This window comes from Cohaesibacter marisflavi, from assembly GCF_900115225.1.
Classification (GTDB): Bacteria; Pseudomonadota; Alphaproteobacteria; order Rhizobiales; family Cohaesibacteraceae; genus Cohaesibacter; species Cohaesibacter marisflavi.
Window position 1 is genome coordinate 161,260 of record NZ_FOVR01000006.1, and the last position, 19,671, is coordinate 180,930.

General features: G+C 54.3%; 15 protein-coding genes. 10 read left to right on the top strand and 5 right to left on the bottom strand.

Annotated features, from left to right (window positions below):
* Window positions 1-44 precede the first annotated feature (44 nt).
* The 3 genes from BM258_RS13195 (at window position 45) to BM258_RS13205 (ending at window position 3,117) form a co-directional block, all read left to right on the top strand.
* A complete protein-coding gene (locus BM258_RS13195) occupies window positions 45-1,022 on the top strand; it encodes a mitochondrial fission ELM1 family protein (protein WP_139229274.1) in 978 nt (325 codons plus the stop codon).
* A gap of 48 nt (window positions 1,023-1,070) precedes the next feature.
* Window positions 1,071-2,015, top strand: a complete 945-nt coding sequence (trxB, locus tag BM258_RS13200) for a thioredoxin-disulfide reductase (RefSeq protein WP_090073004.1) — start codon at window positions 1,071-1,073, stop codon at window positions 2,013-2,015.
* Window positions 2,016-2,226: 211 nt separating this feature from the next.
* Complete coding sequence (locus BM258_RS13205; protein ID WP_090073007.1) at window positions 2,227-3,117, top strand: LysR family transcriptional regulator; 891 nt, start codon at window positions 2,227-2,229, stop codon at window positions 3,115-3,117.
* Between the two features lie 606 nt (window positions 3,118-3,723).
* Here BM258_RS13205 and BM258_RS13210 read toward each other — a convergent pair.
* From BM258_RS13210 to BM258_RS13230, 4 genes are all read right to left on the bottom strand, one after another.
* Window positions 3,724-4,437, bottom strand: a complete 714-nt coding sequence (locus BM258_RS13210) for a DUF554 domain-containing protein (protein ID WP_210186740.1) — start codon at window positions 4,435-4,437, stop codon at window positions 3,724-3,726.
* Between the two features lie 170 nt (window positions 4,438-4,607).
* The gene (locus BM258_RS13215; RefSeq protein ID WP_090073011.1) at window positions 4,608-4,931 is read right to left on the bottom strand and encodes a DUF190 domain-containing protein; all 324 of its coding nucleotides are present in this window, start codon (window positions 4,929-4,931) and stop codon (window positions 4,608-4,610) included.
* Window positions 4,932-5,201: 270 nt separating this feature from the next.
* Window positions 5,202-7,256, bottom strand: a complete 2,055-nt coding sequence (locus tag BM258_RS13225; RefSeq protein WP_090073013.1) for an elongation factor G — start codon at window positions 7,254-7,256, stop codon at window positions 5,202-5,204.
* A 511-nt stretch (window positions 7,257-7,767) separates the two neighbouring features.
* Window positions 7,768-8,967, bottom strand: coding sequence for a pyridoxal phosphate-dependent aminotransferase (locus BM258_RS13230; RefSeq protein WP_090073015.1), 1,200 nt, complete (start codon window positions 8,965-8,967; stop codon window positions 7,768-7,770).
* Between the two features lie 506 nt (window positions 8,968-9,473).
* Between BM258_RS13230 and BM258_RS13235 the strand changes: the two genes are divergently transcribed.
* The 4 genes from BM258_RS13235 (at window position 9,474) to BM258_RS13250 (ending at window position 14,672) form a co-directional block, all read left to right on the top strand.
* The gene (locus BM258_RS13235) at window positions 9,474-11,192 is read left to right on the top strand and encodes a tetrathionate reductase family octaheme c-type cytochrome (RefSeq protein ID WP_090073017.1); all 1,719 of its coding nucleotides are present in this window, start codon (window positions 9,474-9,476) and stop codon (window positions 11,190-11,192) included.
* 13 nt (window positions 11,193-11,205) lie between these two features.
* A complete protein-coding gene (locus tag BM258_RS13240; protein WP_090073019.1) occupies window positions 11,206-11,922 on the top strand; it encodes a cytochrome b/b6 domain-containing protein in 717 nt (238 codons plus the stop codon).
* A 263-nt stretch (window positions 11,923-12,185) separates the two neighbouring features.
* Window positions 12,186-13,940, top strand: coding sequence for a tetrathionate reductase family octaheme c-type cytochrome (locus tag BM258_RS13245; protein ID WP_210186741.1), 1,755 nt, complete (start codon window positions 12,186-12,188; stop codon window positions 13,938-13,940).
* Window positions 13,941-13,952: 12 nt separating this feature from the next.
* Window positions 13,953-14,672 (top strand): cytochrome b/b6 domain-containing protein, encoded by a 720-nt coding sequence (locus tag BM258_RS13250; protein WP_090073022.1) that lies wholly within the window; start codon window positions 13,953-13,955, stop codon window positions 14,670-14,672.
* Between the two features lie 112 nt (window positions 14,673-14,784).
* Here BM258_RS13250 and BM258_RS13255 read toward each other — a convergent pair whose 3' ends face one another.
* Complete coding sequence (locus tag BM258_RS13255) at window positions 14,785-14,988, bottom strand: YgaP family membrane protein (protein ID WP_090073024.1); 204 nt, start codon at window positions 14,986-14,988, stop codon at window positions 14,785-14,787.
* A gap of 256 nt (window positions 14,989-15,244) precedes the next feature.
* Here BM258_RS13255 and BM258_RS13260 point away from each other — a divergent pair, with 256 nt between their 5' ends.
* From BM258_RS13260 to BM258_RS13270, 3 genes are all read left to right on the top strand, one after another.
* Window positions 15,245-17,782, top strand: a complete 2,538-nt coding sequence (locus BM258_RS13260) for a marine proteobacterial sortase target protein (RefSeq protein WP_090073026.1) — start codon at window positions 15,245-15,247, stop codon at window positions 17,780-17,782.
* Window positions 17,783-17,926: 144 nt separating this feature from the next.
* Window positions 17,927-18,487, top strand: a complete 561-nt coding sequence (locus tag BM258_RS13265; RefSeq protein ID WP_210186742.1) for a class GN sortase — start codon at window positions 17,927-17,929, stop codon at window positions 18,485-18,487.
* 170 nt (window positions 18,488-18,657) lie between these two features.
* The gene (locus BM258_RS13270) at window positions 18,658-19,596 is read left to right on the top strand and encodes a DMT family transporter (protein ID WP_210186743.1); all 939 of its coding nucleotides are present in this window, start codon (window positions 18,658-18,660) and stop codon (window positions 19,594-19,596) included.
* Window positions 19,597-19,671: the final 75 nt, after the last annotated feature.

Here is a 19,671-nt window from a genome sequence, read left to right on the forward strand (position 1 = left end):
TCGGTGAATTATTTGGAAAGATCACCCCTCCAGGAGAGTCGAAAGTGGTAGCCATAACAGGCATGAAAATCTGGGTTCTGAGCGATGGCAAGCCTGGCGACGAGAATCAATGCCTCAGCGTTGCTGAGCGATTGGGCGGCTCCATAGAACTGCGTCATGTGGCCCCGTCAGCACCATGGGTCTGGCTCATGCCGCATGGGCCGATACCGCCATCGGACAGCCCCAAAAATCCAGCCTCCCCCATTTATGGTCCCTTTCCCGATGTGGCCATAGCATCAGGCCGCCGGACCGTAGCTTATCTGAGAAAGCTCAAGAAAGTCAGCCCGCAAACCATAACGGTCTTCCTCAAAGATCCACGCCTTACCTCTTTCAATGCGGATCTTGTCTGGGTTCCCTTCCACGACAAACGCCGGGATTCTCGCACAATCGTCTCACTGACAGGCCCGACCCGCATCACGCCGAGCCAGCTGACCGCAGCAAGAACCAAGGCACCTCAGGCCCTGCTTCATCTGCCAGCCCCGCGCGTGGCGCTTATTCTGGGCGGCGATACGGCAAAGGAGAAGTTCGGCGAGCAAGCATCGAAACGGCTTGCGCACTATCTAAGCCACGAGCTGCCCCCCCATGTTTCCGTGATGGTCACCCCCTCCAGACGAACGCCGGACCACTTGAAAACCGCCGTTAAGAAGGCGCTCATCGGACACCCTCACTGGATCTGGGATGAGCAGGGTGACAATCCCTATTTCTCGATGCTCGCCCTCGCCGATGTGATCATCGTTACAGCTGATTCCCATTCCATGCTTTCCGATGTCCTATCGTGCGAAGTTCCTGTTTACATTTTTGAGCCGGATGCCTATCCAAAGAAGCTGAAACGGACGATCAATCAACTCGTCCAACACCCTTTTGTACAACTTCTCCCCGCCCCTCTTGAAACGGGAGCCCGGCCCGCCATAGATTCAACAGAACTGATAGCAGAGGAAATCCGGCTTCTGCTCAACCCGACCCCTCTTGAAGGATCTCAATGAAGCGGAGACCGCTCCCCTTCATGGCCATCATCAAAGAAAGATAATCCGATGCATAGCAAAGTCTTGATCATTGGCTCTGGACCAGCAGGGTACACAGCCGCCATTTATGCTGCCCGTGCCATGCTTGAGCCGACGCTTGTTGCCGGTATGCAGGAAGGCGGTCAGTTGACCATCACCTCCGAGCTGGAAAACTATCCCGGCTTCGCTGAAGAAATTCAGGGCCCATGGCTGATGGAGCAAATGAAGGCTCAAGCCAAGAATGTTGGCACCAACCTTGTTTCGGATATTATCACCGACGTGGATCTCACCGCACGCCCTTTTAAGGCAAAAGGCGATTCCGGCGCGGACTATACGGCCGACAGTATCATCATCGCCACAGGCGCACAGGCGCGTTGGCTGGGCATGGAAACCGAAGAGAAATTCAAGGGCTTCGGCATCTCCGCCTGCGCCACATGTGACGGCTTCTTCTATCGTGGCAAGGAAGTGCTGGTCATCGGCGGCGGCAACACCGCTGTGGAAGAGGCGCTCTATCTCACGCACCATGCAAGCAAGGTGACGGTCATCCATCGCCGCGATGAATTCCGGGCCGAGAAGATCCTGCAAAACCGCCTGGAAAAGAACCCGAAAATCGAAGTGATCTGGGATTCCGTGGTTGAAGAATTCATCGGCAAGGAAGGATTCCCGCCAAGCGTGACCGGTGCCAAGCTGCGCAATGTCAAAACCGGTGAGATGACAGATATCACCGCAGACGGCATTTTCGTTGCCATTGGCCATGCGCCCGCCGTCGAGCTGTTCAAGGACACGCTGAAAATGAAGGAAAACGGCTATATCTGGACCGCACCTGATTCGACAGTGACCTCAATTCCAGGCGTTTTTGCCGCAGGAGACGTCACCGATGACAAGTATCGGCAGGCCGTAACGGCTGCCGGTTTGGGCTGCATGGCCGCTTTGGAAGCAGAACGCTTCCTTGCAGAACAAGAAGACGCTGAATAATAACGGGTTTTGCCCAGAAATAACGTCCTAAGACCTCCGGCTACCTTGTTTTGCGTTTGAAACTTATTAGACTAAGGGCTACGCTTGAATCCGCATATCTGGCGTAGCCCAAACGCATAACATGGGCAGCGTCCACTACGGCTAGTCAAGGCTCGTTAAGAATCAGACATTAGCATGGATTGCAGGACCAGCAATTCAGCCGGAGGAAACTATGGATTGGGACAAACTACGCATTTTTCATGCGGCCGCCGACGCTGGCAGCTTCACGCACGCTGGCGACAAATTGCATATGAGCCAATCCGCGATTTCCCGACAGGTTAGCGCTCTGGAATCGGACCTCGGGGTCACGTTGTTCCATCGACATGCACGCGGTCTAATCCTGACCGAACAGGGCGAACTGCTTTACCGCACAGCCCATGACGTGCTCATGAAGCTGGAAACCGTCCGCACCCATTTGACTGACTCCAAGGAAAAGCCGACCGGCGAGTTGCGCGTTACCACGACGGTGGGGCTTGGGTCAGCCTGGCTGACCTCGCATCTGGCCGAGTTCATGGAGCTTTACCCCGGCATCGCGCTCACGCTCTTGCTGGAGAACGAGGATCTCGACCTTGGCATGCGACAGGCCGACGTGGCCATCCGACTGCACCAGCCGACACAGCCAGACCTCATTCAGCGCAAGCTCTTCACCGTGCATTTCCATATGTATGCCTCAGCCAGCTATCTTAAGAAATTCAGCCAGCCCCGCTCCATGGATGAACTGGAGCAGCATCGCCTGATCTGCTTTGGTGACAACCACCCCAACTATCTCAAGGACGTCAACTGGCTCGAAACAGCCCAGATGCCCCCGGGCAAAAAACGTCAAATGGCGCTGAAGGTAAACAACCTGCTAGGCATTCGCCATGCGGTTATGCGTGGTGCAGGCATCGCGATTCTGCCAGATTACGTGGTTCATCCACGCGATGAGATGATTCAGTTGCTTCCAAGTGTGGAAATGCCAAGCTTTGAAACCTATTTTGTTTATGCGGCGGAGCTCAGAAATTCGATGCGCATTAATGCCGTACGCGATTTTCTGCTGTCAAAGGCAGCCAGCTGGCATTATTAAGCTCTAACTCAGGTCTTTTTGGAAGATATATTGCGCCCATGAGTTTCGGCTCATGGGCTTTTACGTATTTAAACGTATATTTATGCACGAAACGCATAACAGAACTGCATCTGCGAACATTGAAAACCGTCTATTTAATAGGCATATATGCCTCAGCTGAAGGCAATAATCGTTGCTAACCTCCTCCCTGCGACGATGTTTGTAGCCAGCTGTTCCCCTCTGGAAGGTGATTGCTCCGCACTTTTGTGCGGAATAAACTTTATAAGCCGGACTTTTGTCCGGCTTTTTTTCTTTCCACCTGCTTTTTCGATTATTACCAAAATTTGTTTAAATAATAGGCATGGCTATTATTTATTCAACGCGCGCTATGCGCTTTTGTGAATTCTTCCCATGAAATCCCACGCGCGAGCCCTTGAAAAAATACTTATTCTCGCGGCCATTGAAATAGATCAGCTCTCCTTTTGACCCTCTCCTAGTCCACCGCGCAATGACGACGACAATCCTGTAGGATACGCAAACAAAAGGGCTGGCACGCGCGGACATACCACACAGTACCAGCCCATTTAAACGACCAGCCCCCTCAGAGCCGATGCTGTAGAAGCGATATCAGGCAAAAATGGTTGCCCAGCCCCATGAGATTGGCATGACAATCCAGAGCGCCGGGATCATGTTGGCCACAGGAAACTGCTTGATGCCGCAAATGCGCATCCCCACAGCCAGCATGATACAGCCACCACAAGCCGAGAAGTCAGCCAGCATATCCGGCGTAGTCAGGGGAATAATCAGCACCGAAGCGAAAAAGAACAGCGCCTGAACGATAAGCTGCGGCACCGCCAGCAGCGCGATGATATAGCCCATCGTCGCTGCAAAGATCATGGCGGTGAAAAGGTCCAAGATGGCCTTGACGACCAACAGGGTCGTATCCCCGGTCATGCCTTCCACCATCGCACCATAAATGCCCGTCGCACTCATGGAGAACAGCACCAGCAGGGCCACAAACCGGTTTAGGAATTCATCCTGTGGCAACGCACCGTCAGATGGTGTCAGTTTGGACAGGAGGCTCTTGGTCTTGAAAGACATTTTGTGAATGGACTTTTCGAGGTCGAAAATCTCGCCCACCAGCGAGCCGACGATCAATGCAAGCACCACCGGAGCCAAGGCCACCACCTTACCAGCCATCGCAACCCCGAGCCCCATGGAGGCAATGCCGAATACCATCGGCATATTCTGTTTTACATTTTCCTTGATTTTGGCACCGATGAAAGCGCCGACCATGGAGCCAACCACAATTGCGGCACCGTTGATGAGAGGACCTATCATTATTTTTTCCTTTTGTGGCTTATGATTGCCACTGCAAATGGCTCAGATTGCCATTGATTTACTGGTTTTTGACAGCGCACGCCACCAGCGAAGGCAAAGTCCTCCCAACCACCTTCGCATAGACTAACACTTTAAGAGCCTAACAAAGCAATATCGCCTCGCCAGCTCTTTTATAATTCTTCCGAAGTGAAACCGAATTCGATTTCTTCCTTGGTGAAAAACACCTTCAGATCATTCGACCTCATGAGCGCAAAAAACGCATCACATTCGCTGGCTGTCACCGCCATGGTCAATCTCTGCGGCGGATCTTGCATATCGAAATAGCCGTTGGAATGGTAGCGACCATCATGGCCGAACCCTTCTTGGGCCGTAGACAGCGTTGCACCACGAATGCCCAACTGCATAGCCTGATCAATAATCCAGCGTGCAAGAGGGCGATCTTCATGCTCTCGGCTACGCTGCATAAATAGGGTAATAAGAAATCCTTTAGTCATGAGACCCCAGACGCCAATTTATAATGTTTATTGTTTGCGAGAACTTCTTGCTCGTTTGGGCGGCTTGGATAAACCATGCTCAACTGCGGGCAGGTCAATTGTCTTTGCGCCAGGCAAAGACAAGATCGTGAAAGAAGCTCCAACACTATCGGACTTCAAAAGCCAAAAGGCAACAAAAAATCTGACAAAAGTCTGATTATTGTCACTGGTAATATTATCAATAGGAAAACGGAGCCGCAGCCCCGTTTTCCGACATGACGATTGTCTCTATCAAGCTTCCTTGGCTGCCTCGAGCACGAGGTCGGCCTGTCGCCCCGTCAGCTCCTGCATGTGATCGAAGGAAGCTTCATAAGAGGCAACACCGGCGGAGATAGATCTCAACTCGATGATCAGATCACTGATCTCGGATTGCGGCATCAGACTTTCCACGACGTCCCAGCCTTCCCAACCGGGCCGGGCATCATAGCCCATCAACTGACCACGCCTGCCAGCCACGATAGTGTTGACCTTGGGCGTTACATCATTGGGCACAGCGATCTTCACATTCACGATTGGCTCCAGCAGCACCGGGCTACATTGCGGCAGCCCCTCACGCATGGCCAACGTGCCTGCCGAGCGGAAGGCCTGATCGGAGCTATCCACGGTATGGTAGGACCCGTCACTAAGATTGACCGCCAGGTCGACAACTTCAAAGCCCAGCGGTCCCTTGATCAACGCATCCTTGATGCCATTCTCGACAGAGCCGAAATACTGCTTGGGCACAACGCCCCCAGTGATGCTCTCGCTAAACTGAAAGCCCTCTCCACTGGACAAGGGTTTGATCTCGATAACCACATCCCCAAACTGGCCATGGCCACCAGACTGCTTCTTGTGGCGCCCACGCACCGATGTTCCTTTGCGGATTGTCTCCTTGTAGGGAATGGCCGGAACATGGCTTTCGATATTGATCGAATATTTCCCCTGCAATCGCTCAAGAGCCACACGCAAATGCATCTCGCCCTGCCCGCGCAAGATCGTCTCGCTGCTATCTTGATTTTGCTCGACGATCAGAGAAGGATCCTCTTCAACCAGCTTTTGCAAGGTGGCATAGAGCTTGACCTCATCGCGATGTTCCTTGGGCCTAACGGCCATGGCAAACACCGGAGATGGCGCTTCATACATGTCGAGCTGTGCGACACCTTCCTTCGCCGTTGTCAGGGTCATGCCCGTGTGAGCATCATCCAGTTTGCCCAAGGCGATGACCTCACCAACGCCGGCAGAGCTCTCCTTGATGGTTTTCTGTCCCTGCACATGGAAGAGACCTGACACGCGGCCGATTTCCTCGCCTGCGCTTGCGAAAAAGACATCGCCATCCTTCACCGAGCCTTTCAGCACCCGCGATATGGACAGCTTGCCACCATGAGAGGTGTGAATGCTTTTCATCACCTGCAACACAGGCTCGCCATTGGGCATTTCAGGGCAACCAAGACGCTCCGCCGTATAGCCGACACCGAGCCCTTCGTGGCGCAGAACCTTCAACAGGCGCGTCACACCATTTTCCTGTTCGGCAGCCCCGATCAGCACCGGCATGACCTGCCCCTCGCGCATTTCCTTCACCAGATCGGTAAAGACCTGCTCCTTGGAGGGCTCCATATCCTCCAGCAGCATCTCCATGAGCTTATCGTCATGATCGGAAAGCGTTTCGAGCATGGAATAGCGGGCTTCCCATTCGCGCTCCTGATCATCCGCGCTCATGTCCACCAGCTCGCTGGGCGCATGCTCCTTGTAAAGGAAGGATCGTTCCAGAGCCAGATCGATATAGCCTATGGCCTGTTCGCCCTTCCAGATCGGGATCTGACGCAGCAGAAGCGGCGTGTTGGAGGCATGCTGCAAGGCCTCGACGACAGAACGCACCCGTGTCGTGCATTTGTCCAGTTTATTGATAAAGAGAATTCTGGGAATGTTGCGCTCTTCAAGCTGCCTGAGAATAACCTGCAAGGCTGGAATTTTTTTCTCGTCCGGTTCGCAAACGACGATTGCGAGATCGACGGCGGAGAGCGCTGGAAGACTTTCAAACTGAAATTCGACTGAGCCAGGGCAATCAACGAAGATATAGGGATCTCCAAGAAATTCCGTTTCGGCGATATTGGCTTCCACCGACATATGGTGCGCGCGTGCTTCCTCGGATGCATCGCCAACAGACCCTCCACTGTCGACTGATCCGAACTTGTTGATTGCACCGGTTCGCGCCAATAAGGCTTCAAGGAGAGTTGTCTTACCGCTACCAAAGGGCCCGACGATGGCTACGCAACGTGGACCCTCGACTCTTCTGCCAGCTTGTCCCATGGCAGATCCTCCTTTCTGTTTTCTGCATGATGTCCGGCACCAGCCTGATCAACTGCTCTCATGGGATCAGCCATCAGCTCCTCCTGGTGTTTTCTTGTAAGTTTGACCCTACTCCTCTTGCCTTGAATAAACGCGCCAAACTGTCAAAAAGCGCGGACAGTACTCTTTCAGCTTAAACGAGATTTGCCCTGTCTGTTTGATCAAACGCAAAAGAATCCGAGATTGCATTATGGACTCACTGCAATTTGACGGTTTGATGACAGCCCTTCGTCTAAGACTAATCTTTCGTCTATAAGACGAATTATCTAGTTGAATTAAAAAGGAAATATCGCTTCAGCATCGAGCCCGAATCCGCTCTCAAGCCCAGAGCTGACAGCAGGAACAGACAGCCGACGCAACCGAAAGCCTCGAACCGACTGAGCCGAGTGGCTCACATAAACAAAAAGGGGCACCTAGGTGCCCCTTCTCGATATCAAAGATCAATTTTGGCCAGTCTCCCTGGCAGCATCCCTTATTTGAGGGAAGCGCAGAATTTCTTGATGCGTGCGCAAGCCTCAGTCAGAGCCTCGGTTGACGTCGCATAGGAAATACGGAAGTTCGGACCAAGACCGAAAGCAGAGCCCTGCACAACGGCAACGCCTTCCGCTTCCAAAAGCTCGGTTACGAAATCTTCGTCGGTTTCAATCACCTTGCCGGATGGAGCGGTTTTGCCGATGCAATCCGCGCAAGACGGATAGACATAGAAAGCCCCTTCAGGCATCGGGCAGGAAATACCTTCGCAGTCGTTAAGAGCGTTTACCACCAGGTCACGACGCTGCTTGAACACTTCTGCGCGTTCGGCGATGAAATCCTGCGGACCGTTCAGAGCTTCAACAGATGCATACTGCGAAATCGAGCTCGGGTTGGAGGTCGACTGGGACTGCAACTTGGCCATTGCCTTGATCAGTTCAACAGGTCCACCAGCATAGCCAATACGCCAGCCAGTCATGGCATAGGCCTTGGAAACACCGTTCACCGTCAGCGTACGATCATAGAGCTTTGGCTCGATCTGGGCTGGTGTGGTGAATTTGAAGTCGTCATAAACCAGATGCTCATACATGTCATCGCTCATGATGAGAACATGAGGATGCTTGAGCAGAACATCGGTGAGCGCCTTCAGTTCGGCTTCCGAATAGGCTGCACCTGACGGGTTGGAAGGGGAGTTGAAGATCAGCCATTTGGTTTTTGGCGTGATCGCAGCGTCCAGCGCTTCCGGCGTCAGCTTGAAGGTTGCCTTGTCAGCTTCCACGACAACAGGCTCGCCACCGGCAAGCAGCACCATGTCTGGATAGGACACCCAATATGGGGTCGGAATAAGAACCTCATCACCCGGGTTCAGGGTGCAGACCAGTGCGTTATACAGCACCTGTTTGCCGCCGGTACCGACCGTGATCTGGTTTGGCTGATAATCAAGACCGTTTTCACGTTTGAATTTGGCGCAGATGGCCTCTTTCAATTCAGGCAGACCGTCAACAGCAGTGTATTTGGTCTTGCCTTCATTGATGGCCTTGATCGCAGCAGCCTTGATATTGTCCGGTGTATCGAAGTCCGGCTCCCCGGCACCAAGACCGATGACGTCACGTCCAGCGGCCTTCAGTTCCCGAGCTTTGTTGGTGACCGCAATGGTCGCGGATGGTTTCACGCGCGAAAGCTGCTCGGCGATAAAGCTCATTGAGCCCTCCAAATTTTCAGCTAAAAAAAAGACAAACGGACTTACAGGCTGGCATAATTACCAAGCCAGTCCGCCCGCGCACCCTAGTGCAGCCCTGAAGACAATTCAAGGCAATCCGGGCAAGATTTGGCCGTTTTCGCCTTCTGGACGTCGAGAATCTTGCGCACAAATGTATCCAACTAACAAGGGGATGCCTACATTTGTTTCAAGCTACAGGAAATTCCGTAGATCATGCGTTGCAGCGTCCGCTCACACTCTCCTAATAAGATTAGGCAGACCGCCCAATCCCGCCGCTTTTGCCACAGATGCGACATTCTGTCCAACATTACAAATCTGTAATTTTCTAATCTTGCAATATATTGGATTACGGACCGGGCGAGTCTGGCGCCCCAATTCCAGATTGCGCATGCGCCCGCCAAGCGCCCCTGCGCACAGGCTCGAACTGATCATGGGACAGCCCTCCGACTCTCCCTGATCGGACATACTGCATCCGTTGGGAGGACCAAATGACGGACCATGCAGCCTTTAGGGGCTTGGGAATTGCCTTCAGACATCTGTCTGCGGCAATCCTGCTGACTGCACTAGCATCCATATCAGGACCGGTGATTGGATGGAGCAACGCCAATGCTTCCCCCACCGCCGCAAACAAAACAGAAAGCACAAATCAATCTGCCGAAAAGCAGATCACGGGCAAGAAGCCCGGTGAAACCGCTGACCACAGCAAATTTGAAATTCTGCAACAGGATTTCAAAAGTGGCCCCGAGGTCACCAAGGCCTGCCTCTCCTGCCACACCGAAGCGGCCACTCAGGTGCATGATTCCATTCACTGGAAATGGGAATATGACAACGAGAAAACCGGCCAGAAGCTCGGCAAGCGTTATGTCATCAATGCCTTTTGCGGCAATGTCGCCTCCAACGAGGCCCGTTGCACCTCTTGCCATGCAGGGTATGGCTGGAAAGACATGCGCGAAAATCCCCCTTCCGCACCGGAAGCGGTGGATTGCCTCGTCTGCCATGCAGACACGCAATATTACAAGAAGTTCCCCACCAAGGCCGGTCTGCCGGTCACCGAACCAACCATGTTTGGTGGCAAGCCCTTCAAGGTCTCCAACCTGATTGAAGCGGCCCAGTCCGTCAGTCTGCCCCAGCGCGACAATTGCGGCTCCTGCCATTATTATGGCGGCGGCGGCGATGGCGTCAAACATGGTGATATCGACAGTTCGCTGGACAATCCATCCGTTGATCTGGACGTACATATGGCGGCTGATGGCGGCAACATGGCCTGCTCAGCCTGCCATTCCGGCTCTGGCCATGTCTGGCCCGGCTCTCGCTATGACATGGATGCCAAACCGCAGGCTCGCGACGAAGAAGGCAAGAAGCTTCCTTCCTTCGCCATGCGCCGGATGAATGAAACCGCTTCCTGTGAGAGCTGCCACACAGACGCTCCTCATCAGGGCAAGACGCTGGAAGCCATCAAGCTGAACAACCACACCGATACGGTCGCCTGCCAGACCTGTCACATTCCCGAATTCGCACGCGGTGGCGTTGCCACCAAGATGCTCTGGGACTGGTCAACGGCAGGCAAGCTGAAAGACGGCAAACCATTCGCGATCAAGGATGACAAGGGCCACCCCAGCTACGATTCCAAGAAGGGTGACTTCATCTATGAAGAGAATGTCCAGCCGACCTACAGCTGGTTCAACGGCAAGGTCAACTATGTCACCGACGAGGATAGGCTTGATACGACCCAACCGGTGGTGCTGAACGCTCTTGGCGGCAGCGCGGAAGACGAGAATGCCCGCATCTGGCCCTTCAAGCTGATGCATACCAAACAACCCATCGACGCTGAAAACAAGAAGCTGGTCTATATGCATCTGTTCGGCAAGGACGCCAATGCCTTCTGGAAGAATTTCGATTGGGCGAAGGCCATTCAGGGCGGTCAGGACTATATGGGCAAGGACTATTCGGGCAAATTCGAGTTTATCGAAACCCGCATGTGGTGGCCCATCACTCACATGGTTGCCCCCGCGAACAAGGCCGTCCAGTGTGACGAATGCCACGTCAAGGGTGGACGCCTTGAGAATATAGAAGGGGTCTATATTCCGGGGCGCGACGACCTTCCTCTGATCAGCTGGCTGGGCTACGGCCTGATCATCCTGACCATTCTGGGCGTTGCTATCCACACCATCTTCCGCTTCGCCACGCGCAAACAGCGCAATCATTAAGGAGGACAGACTCATGACGGACATCTCTTCTGCCTCTGGCCCTGCGGCAAGCAAAGCCAAAGAGGCAAAATCCAAGGTCTTTCATCGCAAGGTGAAAAACTACAGCCGATATGAACGCTTCTGGCACTGGTCGCAGGCGATCCTCATTTTCGTGCTGGCCTTCTCCGGCTTTACGGTGCATGGAACGATCCGCTTCATTCCCTTCCACTCTGCGGTCATGATGCATGACATCGCTGCCTTTGTTCTGATCTTCCTGTGGCTGTTTACAGCCTTCTGGACCTTCACCACAGGACAGTGGCGTCACTTTGTGCCAACCAACGCAGGGCTATGGGAAGTCATCATGCATTATCTCGTTGGCATGATGCGCGGCCAGCCCCATCCCTATAAACGGACTCTCAGCCGCAAGCAGAACCCGCTGCAGTCCTTTGCATACTTCTCCATCATGACGTTGGTCGGGCCACTCCTCTGGCTCTCCGGGCTTGCCTATATGTTTTATAGCTTCTGGGCTGGGAACTCCGGCAACCACGAGATCTTCAGCCTCGTGGTGCTGCTCCACCTCATAGGAGCGTTCCTGATGGTCGCTTTCGTGATTGGTCATATCTATATGGTCACCACGGGCAAAACCTTGATCCACTATACCAAGGCCATGATCACCGGCTTTGAGGATATGGAACTGACCGAAGCAGAAGTCACCTACCTGGAAGCACATGAACCAGACCGCATCAAATAGCGGCGTAGCACCGAGCAAACTTTCAAAGGCCGTGGGCGCACCCTGCGGCCTTTTCTTACATGCGCAAAAATACCTACAACTTACCGCGCGTGACAACATGTCTCATCTACTTAATTCGAATATCCAAAATAAGCATTTTATAGTCTTGTTTAAAGAGACCTGTCGGAACCGGTCCGGAGCCGATTCCGCATTTTACGACAACCAGATCAGTTTCTGCCGGGAAAACTGATCTTCTTGCCTTTTGCATTTGTTCGGAGGACCACATGGCGAACTTTGCATCTAAGGGCAGACGGCCGCATATCAAAGCCCTCAGAGGCCTTGTTATGGCCGTGTCTGCCCTTTCTTTTGTATCATTGCTATCCCTGTCCAACATCGAAGCCCTTGCGGCATCCGGACAGGAAACACTCCCCCATTCCCCCGTTAATGCAGATGCCAAGGCGTCAGCATTGCAACTGTCCGGCAAACCAGCTGGCGGCACGGCAGACCATTCCAAGTTTGAAATTCTGCAACAGGATTTCAAATCCGGCCCTGAGGTCACCAAGGCTTGCCTCTCCTGCCACACGGAAGCAGCCGATCAGGTGCAGCACACCCTGCACTGGAAATGGGAAACCAAGAATGAGGCCACTGGCCAGACCCTCGGCAAGCGCACCGTCATCAACAGCTTTTGCGGCAATGTCGCCTCAAACGAGCCGCGCTGCACATCCTGCCATGCAGGGTATGGCTGGGAGGATATGCGCCAGCCTCCCCCTTCCGACCCCGAAGCAGTCGATTGCCTCGTCTGTCATGCGGATACAGCGCTTTACAAGAAATTCCCCACCAAGGCCGGTCACCCGCTTTATGAACCGACCCCGTGGAACGGCAAGATCGTCCAGCCGCCAAATCTCAGCATGGCAGCTCAGTCGGTCACCAATCCGCAACGTGAGAATTGCGGCTCCTGCCACTATTATGGCGGCGGCGGTGACGGCGTCAAACATGGGGATCTGGACAGTTCCCTGAACCATCCCGATGCTGCCCTTGACGTGCATATGAATGCAGACGGCCTCAACATGGCCTGCACAGCCTGCCATTCAGGCTCCGGCCACCAATGGCCCGGCTCGCGCTACAGCACCGAGGCAAAACCCACTACAATCACCAACGATGGTGAGGAAACCAAGACCGCCAAAATCCGCTCCCTCGATCAGCATGCCGGCCTGATGGAACCGTCCGCCTCCTGCGAGAGCTGCCATTCGGCGCGCCCGCATGATGGGAATGACATCATGGGCATCAAGCTCAATGATCATACCGACACGGTCGCCTGCCAGACCTGCCATGTGCCCGAATTCGCTCGAGGGGGTGTTGCCACCAAAACCCTTTGGGACTGGTCAACGGCTGGCAAGTTGAAGGATGGCAAGCCCTACAAGGTCATGGATGAGCATGGCCATCCCAGCTACATGTCCGAGAAGGGCGATTTTGAATATGCCGAGAATGTCCAGCCATTCTATTCATGGTTCAATGGCGAGACGACATGGACCCTGCTCGACGACACAATCGACCCGACCAAGGTTGTCGAGATCAACGCCCTTGGCGGATCAGCCACCGATGGCAAATCCCGCATCTGGCCATTCAAACGCATGCATTCGCGTCAGCCATATGACAAGGCAAACAATCAGCTGGTCTATAACCATGTCTTCGGCAAGGACGACACGGCTCTCTGGACCAATTTCGACTGGGACAAATCGGTGCCTGCTGCCATGGAGTTCATCGGCAAGGACTTCTCCGGCGAGTTGGGCTTTGTCGATACCTACATGTATTGGCCGATCACCCATATGGTCGCCCCCAAAGAACAGGCTGTGCGCTGCACCGAATGCCACGCCAAGGAAGGACGGCTCGACGGCATCACCGGAATCTACATGCCGGGACGTGACAATTTCAAATGGCTCGACTGGATTGGTTATGCCGCCTTCGGGCTGACTTTGCTGGGCGTTCTGATCCACGCCTTGCTGCGCATCATCTTTCGCAATCGCAAGACACAGGCTTGAGGAGACATTATCATGACTGACATACCGTCTTCTGCCCAATCAGAAGAATTGGCCAACAAGCCCGACGTCAAAAAGCGGGCCGTGAAAATCTATACGCGCTATGAGCGTTTCTGGCATTGGTCCCAGGCCCTGCTGATCTTCATTCTGGCCTTTTCGGGCTTCAATCTGCACGGCTCACTCACGCTGGTACCTTTTCCGCTGGCGGTCATGGTCCACACCTATGCAGCCATTTTGTTGCTGCTCTTGTGGCTCTTCACCACCTTCTGGAACTTCACCACAGGGCAGTGGCGCCACTATCTGCCCCAGAACAAGGGACTGTTCGCGGTGATCAAATTCTATGCCTATGGCATCATCACCGGCGCCCCGCACCCCTACTCGAAGAGCCTTAATCGCAAGCAGAATGCCCTGCAGTCTTTGGCCTACCTGACCTTCATGGTCATCATCGGCCCGGCCCTGTGGCTCTCGGGCATTGCCTATCTGCTCTACGGCCTTTGGGAAAACATCCAGAATGGCCAGCAGATCTTCACTCTGGTGGCCTTTGTGCATACGGCAGCAGCCTTCGCGATGATCACCTTTGTCGTCATCCATGTTTATATGACGACCACAGGCAAAACGGTGTTCCACTATATCAAGACCATGATCACCGGCTACGAGAAGATCGAACTGACACCCGCAGAAGAAGCCTATCTGGAAGAGCAGCAGCCGGGCATGCTGAAAAAAGACACCCAATAGCCAAAGCAAAAACCCAAGGCAAAATAACCAAAGAAAAAGCCGCAGCGAATGCCGCGGCTTTTTCTTTGGATTGAGTGATCAAGGCATCGAGCGATGCCTCGTCCTTGTTGCATCATTCAAAGGCTGTGCCGGGCTTGACGCCGATTTTCTTCAAAATCATGGCGGCCGGACAAAAACCGGTAAAAGCAGACTGCATCATGTTGGCGCCAACGAAGACCGTCAGCCAGATAAACAGCGGATGAACATAGACCGTCAGAACGACGGACAGCAGGACCATGAAGCCTGCAAATGCGAGAATGGAACGATCGAGCGACATTTTAGAACTCCATTAAATTAGAACTTGCGAATATACATAACAAACAACGTCCATAAGGTAAAGAGGAAAGATCAGGGAAGCTGCTGAGGCAAGCTGTCGCGCCCATCCAAAGGTCTCATAGCCATCACATACAATTGTACCAAGCGCCCCGAAATTGTCACAATATTGATCCCTTTGCGCCCTCTTTCACGCAAATCCGGGCCGCAATCCCGTGAGACAGTATCATTGGACCAACCCTGCCACGGGATTTAAAACAATGACATTGCCTGACACCAACGCAAATGACCGGACAAGCGACAGGAAAAGAAAGCGCCATACAATAGAACTGAGCGCCTATGCCGAACGCAAAAGTCCCATTTCAAGAATTTTTAAGCTCTGGATCGGAGCCTATGCATTTGCGATCTGTGCAGCTCTCGTCATAGCCTTCGGAAAGCCAGCCCATTCGGCCCCTTCACAAATATCTACCGTGCAGGACACCCCCACGGCGCAGCCACTGCTTCTCACCCCCGATGACATGCAATCGGGCGGCTTGTTGTTCAAGGCCAAGGAAGCGGGCAAATATATCGAGGCGCCGAAGGTGGCGACCGACATCAAGATCGATGTCACCGGACCGATCGCCCGCGCTGTGGTTACGCAGAAATTCCTCAACCCGAGCGACGCCTGGGTCGAGGGCATCTATGTTTTCCCCCTGCCAGACACCGCCGCCGTGGATGAATTGCGAATGAAAATCGGCGAGCGCATGATCGAAGGCCAGATCAAGCCCAAAGAAGAAGCCCGCCAGATTTACGAAACCGCCAAACAGCAAGGCAAGAAAGCCAGCCTGCTGGAGCAGCATCGCCCCAATCTCTTCACAAACGCTGTCGCCAATATAGGTCCGAGGGATTCCATTACCATCCAGATCGAGTATCAGCAGAGCATTCCGCGCAAGGATGAAGAATTCTCCCTGCGTGTGCCGCTGGTCGTCGCGCCGCGTTACAATCCCCTCGACAATCCCCTCGACAAGCCCCTCAAGCCCGTCATTGATCTCAAGCCCAACCAGTCCGACAATGCGAGCGGCTGGGGTACGACAGATCCGGTTCCTGATCGCGAGGCGATCACCGCCCCCGTGCTGGACCCGAAAACAGAGGGCAAGAGCAATCCTGTTACACTCAGCATCAAGCTGAAGGCCGGTTTCCCTCTCGATAATGTCGTCAGCCACTATCATGATGTGGTGGTAAAGCCCGAAGGCAGCGACACCATGACCCTCTCGCTAAAGGGTGAAGCCGTACCAGCCGACAAGGACTTCCTGCTCACATGGAGTGGCAAGCCAAGTGAAACGCCCAATCTTGGCCTCTTTACCCAGACCCTCAAAGACGACCCCAACCAGCGGCAGACCGGCGATGGGCAAAGCAAGGACGCCAGAGATGAAAATGAGGAAGAGGAAAGCCTGCTGGAAAGCGAAGCAGAACAGTATCTGCTGGCCTATATCACTCCACCTTACAAACTGGCGACCGAGCTTAAGGTACCCCCACGCGAAGTGATTTTCGTCATCGACCAATCTGGCTCCATGGATGGCCCCTCCATCCGGCAGGCACGCGAGAGCCTGATCGAAGCGCTGGGCCAGCTCAAGCCGGAAGACACCTTCCAGATCATCCGTTTCAACAATGACATGGCGCAGCTCTTCCCTTCGCCCCAACCGGCAGATAAAGAGCATATTGCCACCGCGCGCTATTGGGTGGCAGCAATTGAAGCAAACGGCGGCACGGAAATGTTGCCCGCCATGCAGGCCGCCCTAAAGGATCAAAATCCCGATTCACCGACCCTGCGTCAGGTTATTTTCCTCACCGACGGTGCCATCGGCAACGAGCGCCAGCTGTTTGAAACCGTCAAATCCGGCATGGGCCGCTCTCGCATCTTCACGGTCGGCATCGGATCTGCCCCGAACAGCTTCTTCATGTCCCGCGCAGCAGAAGTCGGACGCGGCACCTTCACCCAGATCGGCAATATCACCGAAGTGAAGAGCAAGATGGCAGAGCTTTTCACCCAGCTCACCACGCCAGTCGCCACCGACCTCAGCATCACCTTTGCTAACGGCAAGGATATCGAGGCCTCTCCGAGTGCGTTGCCAGATCTCTATAAGGGAGAGCCGGTTGTGGTTGCCTTCAAGGGCAAAGATCTGGGTCAGGAACTGACCCTTACAGGCCGTTTTGACAACCAGCCATGGTCTATGACTGTCGACATCACCAAGGCTGCCCCATCCGATGCAATCGATAAATTGTGGGCCCGAGGCAAGATCCGCCAGTTGGAGAATGAACGCCTGCTTGCGACAGATCCGGCGTCTTTCGACAAGGGGATCGAAGCCCTCGGACTCACACATCATCTGGTCACGCGCCTGACGAGCCTCGTCGCCGTCGACGTCACCCCATCACGCCCGCAAAATCAGACATTGGACAGCAAGAAGGTTCCACTGAATCTCCCCGATGGCTGGAAAATGGAAAGCGTGTTTGGTGAGAGTGCTCCGATGATGGACACCGGCATTGATGCTGCCATTGCCCCGGCACCTCAGGCAGGCAACCGCACGGCCGGTCTGATGACGCTTGCTCCCGCCGCCATGAAGGCCATGAAAGTGGCTTCAGCCCCCCAGAGCGGCCCCGCTCAGGTTGCCCTTGCCCCGACCGGCGGCAACCAGATTCTTCTCCCCAAGACCGCAACGCGGTCGGATCTTCTCATCCTCCTGGGTATCGCCCTGCTGACCCTGGCCGGTGTCCTGATGGCATGGATACAATGGCGGAAGATCCGACCGGAGTTGCGCTAGGTCTGTCCTTAGAGTAGCAGCCTGCGCGTGGGCTTCGGTCCACGCGCCTTTTTCTCACATTCTCAAAAAAACGCACACACCAAGGACAGTATGGAAAAACCAGCCCCCAGCCCCACGCAGTTTAAAATAGGCGCAGTCAGCGCCATGGCTCTTGGACTGCTGGGGCTGGGGTTACTCATTTGGGGAAGCTGGATCCCCGTCAAGGCCGAACTCGCTCAATATCTGCTGGAGAGGGCGTGGCAGCAGAGCAAGAGCGATGGCGCGCCCCACAAGGCATGGCCATGGGCAGACAGCTGGCCAGTTGCCAAACTGACCATCCCGGACCTTGATTTTGAAGCGATCATTCTCAAGGAATCCGGCGGCGAAGGCCTCGCCTTCGGTCCGGTTCTGCTAGATCAGTCCGCCCCGCTGGGCCAACGGGGAACGAGCGTCATTTCGGCGCACAGAGATACCCATTTCAAGGCTCTTGCCAATTTGCAAGTTGGCATGCAGGTGTCGCTGGAGCCAATGCACGGCCCGACTTTGCATTACACCATCGATGCCAGCCGCATCGCCCGCTGGGATCAATCCGGCCTTGTCAGGAATACGCTGAGTTCTTCACTCGTCCTCTCTTCCTGCTGGCCATTTGATGGCCTTACCAGCGGCCCCTTGCGCTTCATCGCCGAGGCCACGCCAGACCGTAAAACAGCTCAGTTGATCCGCTAAAACGCAGCAGTTTGAACGGGCGGCAGCATGCCAAGCCAATCCATCAAAATTCTTGCTTGATTGATGAATAGAATTCGGTTGCAGTGGTGAGACTCTTGCCTTAGAAATCGGTCATTCTTGCTGGCGCCACGCCCGCATTTCCCCCTCCTCACACTGGAAAGCTGCAATCAATGCCAAGAATGACCGCCAACCTGTTGTTGCTGACCGCTGCCATCGTTTGGGGTGCGGCCTTTGTCGCCCAGTCCACTGCGATGGAGTCCATCGGTCCGATGAACTTCACAGGCGTGCGCTTCCTTCTTGCGACCTTGGCTGTAGCACCCTTTGCCTATTTCGAACGGCGTAGGGTGAGCAATCCGATCCCTCTGCCGGTGATCGGCAAGGGCATTCTGGTGGGCGTTGTATTCTTTTCTGGCATGGCGTTCCAGCAATTCGGCTTTGCCACGACATCGGTCACCAACGCAGGCTTTCTCACAGCTCTCTATGTTCCCCTGACACCGGTCATCGGTGTTCTGATTTTCCGCAGTTGGCCAACCCCGATCATCTGGCCGATTGTAGCCATCTCTGTGCTTGGTGCCTATTTGCTGGCAGGCAGTCTGGAAACCATGAAAGAGGGCGACATTCTTATGCTGTTCAGCGCTCTGTCATGGGCGTTGCAGATCATCTTCGTGGGACGCATGGTCAGCAAATATGGCAACCCGTTGGCTTTTGCCTTCCTGCAGTTTGCCACCGCTGGCGTACTCGGCTTCCTTGGTGGATTGCCTTTTGAGACAATGGACCTGTCCAGCCTTCAGGGCGCCTGGTTCCAGATCATCTATACCGGCGTTTTCTCCGGTGCCCTTGCTTTCGGTCTGCAAGCCATCGGGCAGCGCTACACGCCGCCTGCGGACGCCGCAATCATCCTGTCCGGCGAGAGTGTATTTGCCGCCATCTTCGGCGCTCTGTTGTTGAGCGAACGCCTGACGTCAACCCAGTATCTGGGCTGCTTCCTGATCTTCTCCTGCATTCTGCTGGTCGAGCTTTTGCCGCAGATCCAGAAGCGCCTGCGTCGCGCAAAAAAGAAAACCGAAGCCACGGACACAACAGAAGCCTCAGCCGACATTCCGGCCTGACGCAAATCGCTCAATCAAAGCAAACAAGAGACAGACAACAAAAAGACCGCTGCTCAAAAGAACAGCGGCCAAGGA